Source organism: Leeuwenhoekiella marinoflava DSM 3653, from assembly GCF_900129005.1.
Classification (GTDB): Bacteria; Bacteroidota; Bacteroidia; order Flavobacteriales; family Flavobacteriaceae; genus Leeuwenhoekiella; species Leeuwenhoekiella marinoflava.
The window spans coordinates 67792-77525 of record NZ_FQUN01000024.1; the positions used below are offsets into that span (position 1 = coordinate 67792).

At 35.5% G+C, this 9734-nt stretch carries 8 protein-coding genes and 1 tRNA gene; 2 read left to right on the plus strand and 7 right to left on the minus strand.

What is annotated here, in order from left to right; all coding sequences use genetic code 11:
- Nucleotides 1–61: 61 nt before the first annotated feature.
- The 6 genes from BUB91_RS18525 to BUB91_RS18555 form a co-directional block, all read right to left on the minus strand.
- The gene (locus BUB91_RS18525) at nt 62–2185 is read right to left on the minus strand and encodes a peptidylprolyl isomerase (protein ID WP_073100686.1); all 2124 of its coding nucleotides are present in this window, start codon (nt 2183–2185) and stop codon (nt 62–64) included.
- 97 nt (nt 2186–2282) lie between these two features.
- A complete protein-coding gene (locus tag BUB91_RS18530; protein WP_073100687.1) occupies nt 2283–3569 on the minus strand; it encodes a hemolysin family protein in 1287 nt (428 codons plus the stop codon).
- Between the two features lie 196 nt (nt 3570–3765).
- A complete protein-coding gene (lptC, locus tag BUB91_RS18540) occupies nt 3766–4359 on the minus strand; it encodes an LPS export ABC transporter periplasmic protein LptC (protein ID WP_164917881.1) in 594 nt (197 codons plus the stop codon).
- The gene (locus BUB91_RS18545) at nt 4360–5736 is read right to left on the minus strand and encodes a tetratricopeptide repeat protein (RefSeq protein ID WP_241652677.1); all 1377 of its coding nucleotides are present in this window, start codon (nt 5734–5736) and stop codon (nt 4360–4362) included. It lies immediately after the preceding gene.
- Nucleotides 5737–5766: 30 nt separating this feature from the next.
- Nucleotides 5767–7023: a BamG family beta-barrel-assembly machinery protein gene (locus BUB91_RS18550; RefSeq protein WP_073100690.1), complete on the minus strand. Its 1257-nt coding sequence runs from the start codon at nt 7021–7023 to the stop codon at nt 5767–5769.
- A complete protein-coding gene (locus tag BUB91_RS18555; RefSeq protein ID WP_254796113.1) occupies nt 7023–7772 on the minus strand; it encodes a type III pantothenate kinase in 750 nt (249 codons plus the stop codon). The genes BUB91_RS18550 and BUB91_RS18555 overlap by 1 nt, the downstream gene beginning before the upstream one ends.
- Before the next feature lie 126 nt (nt 7773–7898).
- Here BUB91_RS18555 and BUB91_RS18560 point away from each other — a divergent pair.
- Nucleotides 7899–7971, plus strand: a tRNA-Phe gene (locus BUB91_RS18560).
- A gap of 112 nt (nt 7972–8083) precedes the next feature.
- Here BUB91_RS18560 and BUB91_RS20690 read toward each other — a convergent pair.
- Nucleotides 8084–8377: a transposase gene (locus BUB91_RS20690; RefSeq protein ID WP_317041364.1), complete on the minus strand. Its 294-nt coding sequence runs from the start codon at nt 8375–8377 to the stop codon at nt 8084–8086.
- 110 nt (nt 8378–8487) lie between these two features.
- Here BUB91_RS20690 and BUB91_RS18570 point away from each other — a divergent pair, with 110 nt between their 5' ends.
- Nucleotides 8488–9333: an EcsC family protein gene (locus BUB91_RS18570; protein ID WP_073100693.1), complete on the plus strand. Its 846-nt coding sequence runs from the start codon at nt 8488–8490 to the stop codon at nt 9331–9333.
- Nucleotides 9334–9734: the final 401 nt, after the last annotated feature.

Genomic DNA, 9734 nt, shown 5'->3' on the forward strand with positions numbered 1-9734 from the left:
TTTTCTAAACAAAAAAGAGCCGCTTTATAGCGACTCTTGTTATATCTAATCTAATTTTCTATCAGTAAAAATTAGAACGCTTATCTTCTATGGTTGCCGCATCTTTTAACGCCTGAACAACTCTCGTATTAACAGTTGCACGATCTGCATTTACTTTTTGAACAGCAAAACTTGCATAATTATCAAGTTCTCTTGCCGCAGTAATTTCAGTTACTTTAACAACATAAACACCGCGATTCCCTTCAATAGGAGCAGAAACTTCGTCTTTATCTAAACCAAAAGCAACACCTACAACTTTAGGCTCTGTACCAGAACCAGCCAAAGTAGGATTCTTTAAGTTAACCCCCGGAGCATTCTGAACGGTTACCTTGTTTGCACTAGCTATAGCACTTAAATCTTTACCGCTGATGTTCTTTTTAATTTGAGTTGCTTTTTTCTCATTGCGTAAAATAGGCGTAACACGAGGAGAAGCCTCATCTGCAGGAAGTAATCCTTTTTCAGTTTTCTTAGTTAGCTGAACAATCAAATAACCTCCTTCTACATTAAAACGCTCTACATCACCAGTACTACGTTCTTCATCAAACGCCCATCTTATAACATCCCGTTGACTTCCCTGTCCAGGCAAGGTTTCATCTAATACTTTTATACTATTTACAGGACGCACCGTATAATTACCTTCTTTAGCAATCTCGTCAAATTCATTTTTGCTTTCAGCTACTGCCATTTGAAACTTAGTCGTTGTATTGAAAACATCATTAATGGTTTCCTGAGAAGGCTGAATCTCTTTAGCAACAGTTGCCAATTTAACAGCACGTTGTTTGTTTTTCTGATCATCAATACGAATCACATGGTATCCAAACTGAGATTCTACAACACCTACATCACCAGTACTACCATCAAAAACAAAATCATTAAATGGCTTAACAAATCTTCCTTTTGTAGTATATCCTAAATCTCCACCTTTTTCTTTGCTTCCGTCTGCTGAAAATTCTTTTGCAAGTTCAGCCATTTTAGAAGGACTAGACTTAATTACACCTTCTAAGCTATCTGCTAATTTTTTAGCCTCTGCTTTAGTACGCGTTTGTGCACCTGCATTTTGCAAACCTTGGTAGGTTAATAAAATATGAGAAGACTGCACAGAGTCTGGAATCTGAGTAACCGAAACTACTTTAGACAGTTTATAAAAACCATCGTCTTTATAGGGACCATAAACAGAACCTTCATCTAAAGACCAAAGCTCATCTGCTGCTGCTTTTGGCAATTCATTTTTGAATAGATATGTATCTACATAACGTAGATCTGAATACTCATTCACAAATTCCTCAGGGTTTGTAGTATTTGAAAGACCTGCAATGGTATCATTCGTTTTAGTTGCAGCCGTATACGCCACCCTGCTATTTAAAAGCTTAGCTAATTCTGTCTTAACTGCTTCCTCATCATCTAAAGTAGGATCTTCTGAAAACTTTACATAACGAATGTTACGTGTTGCTTCAGTTTTAAACTCATTGGGATGCTCTTTAATATAATCAGAGATTTCCTCTTTAGAAATAGAAATATCTTCATCTTTAATAGACGTATAAGGCACCTGAACATATTGTAGATCACGAAGATTATTCTCCATATCATAAGCCATCTGACCTTCTTTAAAGCTTGTATTTAAGCCCGCTTTAACCAGATCAAAATAAATTTGCTGTTGTTCATTTTTAGCTAATTGCTGCTCGTAAGCAACCCATTGTTGATACATTGTAGGATTAGTCGACTTTAAAGTCGCAATATATTCTTTAAGTTTTTGCTCGCTAAAAACACCATTAGCATTTTGAAAGTTAGGATCGCTTTGCAAAGCTTCTTTCAAAAGATCATTAATACGATCTTGCTCTATGCTAATACCTAGATTTTCATATTGCTCTTCAAGTAAAATACGACGCACTTCTTGTTCCCATGCCGCATTTACCGCTTGTGTACTTGTAATATTATTACCGTAACGTGCAGTTTGTGTCTCTACAAGTTTTGCAAATTCTTGCTGCTCGATATCCTCATCATTTACAGTACCCAGCACACGCTGTGACTTTTGTGTAGAAAAACCTCCGTTTTTTAATACATCAGCCAATACAAAAGCAAATAATGCTAGTGCAATAATCGCGATCAAAAATACAGAGCGCTGTCTAATTTTGTTTAAAACTGCCATTTTTTATGTGTTTGTCAAATAGTGGGCGAAAATACCATTTTAAATGAAAAAATAAAATGTAAAATCGTCAAAATAAAAGTAGTTATTCAACTGTTTGTTAATCATTTTCTACAACACGCACCTGAACGAGTTCAATTTTTGTATTTGAAGTTTGAATTATATGAAATTGATACCCTTCAATATCTACAACATCGTTCTCTTCTGGTATGCCTTCTGTATGATTTACGATCAACCCACCCAGAGTTTCATAATTTTCATCTTCGGGCAGTTCTAATTTATAAGTCTCGTTAATATAGTCGACTTCCAGACGGGCTGAAAATTTATAAACTCCTTCAGCAAGTTCTTCTTCGATAAGCACAACACTGTCGTGCTCGTCTTCAATTTCGCCAAAAAGCTCTTCAACAATATCTTCTACTGTCATCATTCCGCTGGTGCCGCCATATTCATCAATCACAACAGCAATACTTTTGCGTTTTTTAATAAGAATATTCAACACATCTTTTACCAACATCGTTTCCGGAACAAAAATCACCGGCATCAAAACATCGTTTATACTCTTTGGTTTTTTGAACAACTCAAAAGAATGCACATAACCAATAATATCATCTATAGATTCTTGAAATATCAATATTTTTGAAAGTCCGGTTTCTGTAAACATCGAATTTAGCGCAGCAAGAGACTCTTCTTTTTCCACAGCAACCATTTCGGTACGCGGAATCATCACTTCTCTTGATTTTACTTCGGAAAACTCCAATGCATTTTGAAAAATCTGAATTTCAGAATCGAGTTCTTCGTTAGTTTCTACAGATTCTATTTGCTCTGTAATATAATTACCCAGCTCAACTTTTGTAAAAGCAAGCTGTACTTCATCCCCTTCGGTCTTGAAGAATTTTTTTAACAATTTATCTGAAACCCAAATAATAAATGAAGACAAAAAACTGAAGGCTACATAGAACAAGTAAGCTGGCACAGCAAATATCTTCAATAGTGAATTTGCATAAATCTGAAAGAACACCTTGGGTAAAAATTCCGCAGTTATCAAAACCACTAATGTAGAGATCAGCGTTTGTGTTATCAAGCTAAATTCAACAAAAAAATTGGTCAACCATATGTAACCAAAATCTGCTCCTTCTATCCAAGTCTGGAGTAATGCGCCCATATAATAGGCATAAATAACCAATGCCAGGTTATTACCCACCAGCATGGTTGCAATAAATTTTGAGGGTTTTTCAGTTAAGTGCGTAAGCACTTTAGCAATAAGGTTGTTTTGTTTTTTTTCGATCTCTATATGAATCTTATTAGAAGATACATAAGCGATTTCCATCCCCGAAAAAAAAGCAGACAGAATCAAAGAGGTAATAATAATGAGAATATCACTCTCCATAGAATCTACTTATTACGTTGCTCGTATTTTTTCCTAAACCTGCGTTTAAAGAAATACATACCTATTGCTACTACTACAAAAAACAAAAAAACATAGGCTTTGTTGCGTTCTACATTCCAAATCCTAAAGGATTCATAGAGAAATAATGCTGCAAAGAACAGATATGCGTACTCGAAGTATTTAAAATATTTTGACATTATTGAACACTGTCATTAGGAGTCGCAGTAGCCCTTTCTTTTACATACATACGACTTTGGTTATCTAAAGATATAAAATTTTTGAAGTCTTCACTGCTATCAAAAAAGTCTCCGTTATTAAACGAATCATCAGGAAATTTTAAGGTGTAGGGTTTATCTGTAAACACCCATTTATTTTTCTGATCCCAAAAAAGCTGCGAAGCATCTAAGCGTGTAGAATCACTCGTGATCAAAACTACATTTTGACGTAAATCTATAAGGTTTGTACGCTTATATCTAATTGCGTAATCTGAGGTGATGTAGTTTTCCTTTTTATTGTCATCGCTAAAGGTGACTTCTACCCCATCAGGAAACTCCTCATACGGAAAATCTGCAAGACCATACTCAATAATCAGCGGTGTTTTTAAAGTCGCTACAACCTTACCGGAGTCGGTGTATTTTAAAACCACTCCTTCTCCCTCTGCTGAAGGTCCATCATTACGCTGATTGAATTTCTGTATCGCTCCTGAGTTATCCTCACAACCAAAAAAAAACAAAGTCACAGCTACTGCTGTGACTAAGTTTAAGATAATATGTTTAGCGTGTTTATTCACTTATAAACTAGGTACGGTTACACTACCGCCAACCCAACAGCCAAAAGAAACACGTTGACCTGCATTACCGGCGTTAAAGATCATCGTTCTATCTGGAGCTAAAGCTCTGTAAGCTGCTGCAGTTTTATTTGCTGTATCTGATAAAGAAGGATCTATACGCCCAGCACGTACAGCCATATCTGCAGCTAACCAATAGATTGCTCTTTTATTAAAAACTGAATCTCCACAGTTGTTTGCACTTTTTGCATACATATCTGCGATTCTCAGATAAACAATACCCATAGATGGTTGAGCTTGTACTGCTTTTTGATAATATGTGCGTGCTCTACTATAACTTGCTTTACCTCTGAAGTTTTCAGCAAGTCTGTAATATACTTTAGCTTTCTCCGCAGGTTCTGTTTGACGCTCAGCAGACTCTTCATAATATTCAAGAGCTTTAGCATCTTCACCACGTTGCTCAGCAAGACGACCTAAATAATAAGAAGTCTTTGCAGAAGGTTCTAATGTATTTAATTGTTCTACAAGAGTTACAAATAGTTCGCTATCTGTACATTCTTTAGAAATTAAGCGACCTGCTGCACCTCTTACCCAAGCTACATCATTTTTCTTAGCTTCATAATCAGCTTCATAAAAAGGAATTAAACGATCACAATCTGCAAGTTTACCCAGCATACCATTTACACCAGAAGAAACTTTAGAATAGTTAGAAAGGTTAGACTCAGCATACTTTTCTATTTGCTTTTCTTTTGAAGACAATGCAGTACCCGCTTCATTCTTTTCAAGAATTACTTCTAGGTTTTTTGCATATTCGTTTTGAATCGTAGTTATCTGTTCTTGAATTCCGTCATAAAGATCAAAAACTTCCTGTAATTCAATTTTACCAGCTTCTTGTAAAGCAACAGCTAAATTAAAAAACACATAAAGACCTTTAGGATTCTTGAATGTTTTACTATCAGCTTTCCAAGCCTTGTTAAACATCTCATATTGCTCTTCTGCTGTACCAATTTTGTTCTCATACATTGTTAAAGCAACATCAGAAATATCATCACCCTCTTTTGCTTTGCTCGCAAAGTGAGTTTTCTTTTCTTCATTCAATTTTTTCAAATCATCTAAAAATGCTTTTTGCTCAGCACCTGTTGAATTTTCGATTTTATAATGAAGTATACGCTCTCCGTATTGATATAATGCATAAGAAGTTGTTGGACACTCTTTACGAAGCTTCATAAAAGGCTCATAAGCCGCATCGTAATTTTTCACTTTGGCATGTTCTGAAAATATAGACATTGTGGTGATGCATTCTTCGGTAGCCTGTGCGCTAACCAAACCTACAGCTCCCACAAGAGCTATAAATAGTAATGTTAATTTAGTTTTCATCATTGTAAGGTTTTAAAAGCAATAATAAGAATTTTAGTTGTATTTGTTAGGAACAAACCACGGTCTAAGTGGATTTAGAGACAAACTAAGACCAACTTTGAAAAAATCTTCTTTTACTAAACCAGCGTTTGTTGTACCACGCTGCCCGTATTCAAAAGTCAAGTTAGCATTACTAAAACCTCTCCCTAACGGCAAACCAAGACCAAAAGATATGCCAAACTCATCAATAGATTGATTTTCTATTAATAAACCAGACTCTTCATAACGAGCTCCCAACCTATAAGTAACTCTACCCCAGTAGCTTGTTATCGAATTGTAATCAGGAACAAAATAACCACCTAACCTATACTTAAATGAATCTTCATAAGAAGTATTAGCAAAGTTGAAAGATCTGTTAGAAGCTTTACTTGTCTCAGAAAACTCTACCTGACCACCAGCAAACCACTTATTAATTTCTCCAGTACCTAAACCAAAAGAATATGTATTGGGAACAATTGATTTTGTATCTGCTAAATTAAAATCTTGAGAATCTATAACACCTACTACAGCCTGATCAACACCTGAATAAATAACAGATTGAAGCGAGCGCTCATTGCTTAATGTCAAACTTGTTTCTGGCTGAAAAGATGCAGAAGTATAAATCTTATAGCGCTCTGCATAAGTGGTTTCAAATTGAGCTCCTAAATTATAAGTAAATCCAGTAACATCAGAACGATCTAACTCTCTCACGCTATATTGCTGATCAACATCTGCCTGAATAATTTCATTACGAATATTACCAAAATTATAACTTCCTTCAGCTCCTATCCTAAATCCTTTAAAAAGATTAATTCCTGCTGCAAGAAAAGCTCTATTTACACCGCCTTTTCCTTTATAGTGTGATAAACTAGTATCATCACCATCTATAATTTCATAATCTACAGAGGTTTCAGGCACTAAACCAAAACCAACTCCAAGCTTTTTAGAAATCGGAAAAGCAAGAGAAATGTAATCTATAGTCGTAGAAGTATTAGATCCAGACTCAGTATTTGTCTCTAAGTTAATCTCACGATGACTTCCGGCAATAGTAAAGTTGGTAAGCTTTAAAGCTGCATAGCCAGCGGGATTTCTATAATTTGTATGAATACTATCACCCAGAATACTAATTCCTCCCATAGCTTGATTTTCTATAGAGCCTCTAAAATTTGAAAGCCCCAAGCCATAAAACGAATAAGGTGATGAATTTCCTTCCTGAGCAAATGCAGAAGTTGTAATACAGATTAAAACAACTACTAAAATTCTTTTTATCATTAATTTCTATTAAATTCTGTTATATAATTCAGTCCTTCCAGGAGAAAATTTGAATTCGCAAAGATGCCATTTTTTAGCCTACTAGACAAAAATACACCGTCTCCTCCTGTTAAAATAATCGTCAATTCACTATAATTATTTTTATACCAATCAATTAGCCCATCTATTTCAGCTACTAAACCATTAACTACACCAGATTGCAGTGCTGTTTTTGTACTAACACCAATAACTTCTATCGGTTCATCTCCCACTTCTACGTACGGTAAACCAGCAGTAAACTCGTGCATTGCTTTAAACCTCATTTGCAAACCTGGAGAAATCGCTCCTCCTTTGTACACATCGTTATTATCTTTAAAATCGTAAGTTACACAGGTTCCTGCATCTATTACAAGCACGTTGCTTCCTGAATAGTTTTTTTGAGCACCAGCAACCAGAGCGATACGATCTACCCCTAATGTCTGGGGAGTTCCATAACCATTTTGAAATGGCAAAGCTGTTTGTGATGATAAAACCTCTACCGAAAGACTTCTCTTTTTTACAAACGTGACAAAATCTTTAGAATTGCCCGTCGCACAAATAGCAACTATAGCTATCTGATAATTTTTCTCCAATTCTAAAAGTTCAGCTTTAGCCTCCGGAAGATTTCCAGCCCAAACCTTTTTTAAAACTGAGTCTTCAAAAACGCCAAATTTCACACGTGTATTGCCCAAATCGACTGCAAGATTGACCATTGTTAAAAATTTATGCAAAAATACAAATACTCAAAACCTCGCAGTCATACAATTAGCAAAAGCTTCAAAAAAATATTTTAAATTTTTACTTTTTAGGGTTGTGCAATCTAAAAAAGGATTCTATATTTGCAGCCGCTTTAGCGAGGTACCTTAGCTCAGTTGGTAGAGCAACGGACTGAAAATCCGTGTGTCCCTGGTTCGATTCCTGGAGGTACCACTTAAAAACCCTGAAACAAATGTTTCAGGGTTTTTTGTTTTTAAAGCAATTTTCGGATAAACGCTGGATCCTCCAAAATCTGGGTTTTTACGATTTTAAGAATATAATTTAATCAAGCGATATAAGAAGTATTCGGTATCCTCACTCCTCTGAATTGTGATCTAAAAGCCTTTACTTTGGCATTAAAGGATTCTGCTGAAGCGTCTGTACTTCTGTTTAAAAAATAGTTGAGTACAGAGCGGTAATTCAAAGTAATACTATTGGCTACCGTTTGGAAACTCTTAAAACCTGATTCCTCTACATCTTTGTACCAGTGGGCTAGTTTGGTGTAAGCTATTTTAATAGCTATGGCTTGGTTAAAAATAGAGCTTAACTGGTTTACCAGTTCATAAACTTGAATAAAAATTCCGCTTTAACAGACTGAACCTACAGAAAAAACGTTTAAAGAAAAGCCTAAAAAGTTGATGCTGAATTATAGTTATAATATTTTAGCCATAGTGAATAAAGAAACTAATAATGACACAACTAACAAATACAGAAAAAATTTCACTTGAAGATTTGGCACTCATCAAAAAATCAAGAAAAAATCTAGACGAGATTTCATTTTTGATGCGTGCTTTAAATACCATTGGAACACCCATAGATTCCGGTTTAGAATTATTACCTGAAACAGTTCAGCATAAAATAAATGATCGTATTCAAAAAGCTTTACAACTAGCAGTTAAGGCAAATTTAAAAACATTTAATAAAGAAAAAACAAATCGTACTTCATCAAATATTACCTATAAACTCATTACCGGTCTTTCCGGAGCTACAGGTGGATTTTTTGGAGTTGCGGGTTTTAGTGCAGACTTAATTCTCTCTACAAAGTTTATGATGCGCTCTATTATGGATATCGCACGCAGTCAGGGAGAAAATATCCACGAGATAGAGGCTCAATTAGCCTGCCTACAAGTTTTTGCTCTTGGCGGAAGCTCTGAAGATGATGATGAATTAGACACCAGTTATTATGCGACACGAGCAGCTTTACACACTACAATGAATCAAGCTAGTTCATACATCGCAGAGAATGGAACTAAAAAAATCATAGAAACTATCACTTCGCAAACAGCAGCACCTATTGCAAAACTCATTAATCAGATTGCAGCACGGTTTAGCGTACAAGTAGGTGAAAAATTTGTTGCACAAGCCATACCAGTTATTGGCGCAGCCGCAGGAGCATCAATAAATGTGCTTTTCATTTCGCACTTTCAAAAAATGGCTACAGCTCATTTCACCCTACGTCGTTTAGAGCGAAAATATTCCAAAGAATTGATTGAAGAGACTTACACCCACCTCAGACTAAATTCAAATGGAAATTAACATATATCTATCCTAATTAGAAGAGTTCTATAGCCGCTTAAAAAGGGTTTAGATCAACTCTCATCGCAAGACAAACTCACAAAGTCCAAACCTATATCTTTAAACACCGTATAGACAGAATAACAAGATAAAATACAACTTAACTGTTCTTAACGACTAGCAACTCTATAAACAAAATACCTTACGTCAAATAGCCTTCCTTTTTGAAAAGGGCTATTCGTTTCAATCTGATCTCGCTCTTGCTCTATTAGGATTCATTCAAAGACCCAAAGTTTAAATTCTCAAGATTTCACCTTGACATTACTTCATAAAAAAAGTCCGCATCAATTGAATGATGCGGACTTTAAAACAAGGCGGCGACCTACTCTCCCACGAGATGCAGTACCATCGGCGCTAACGGG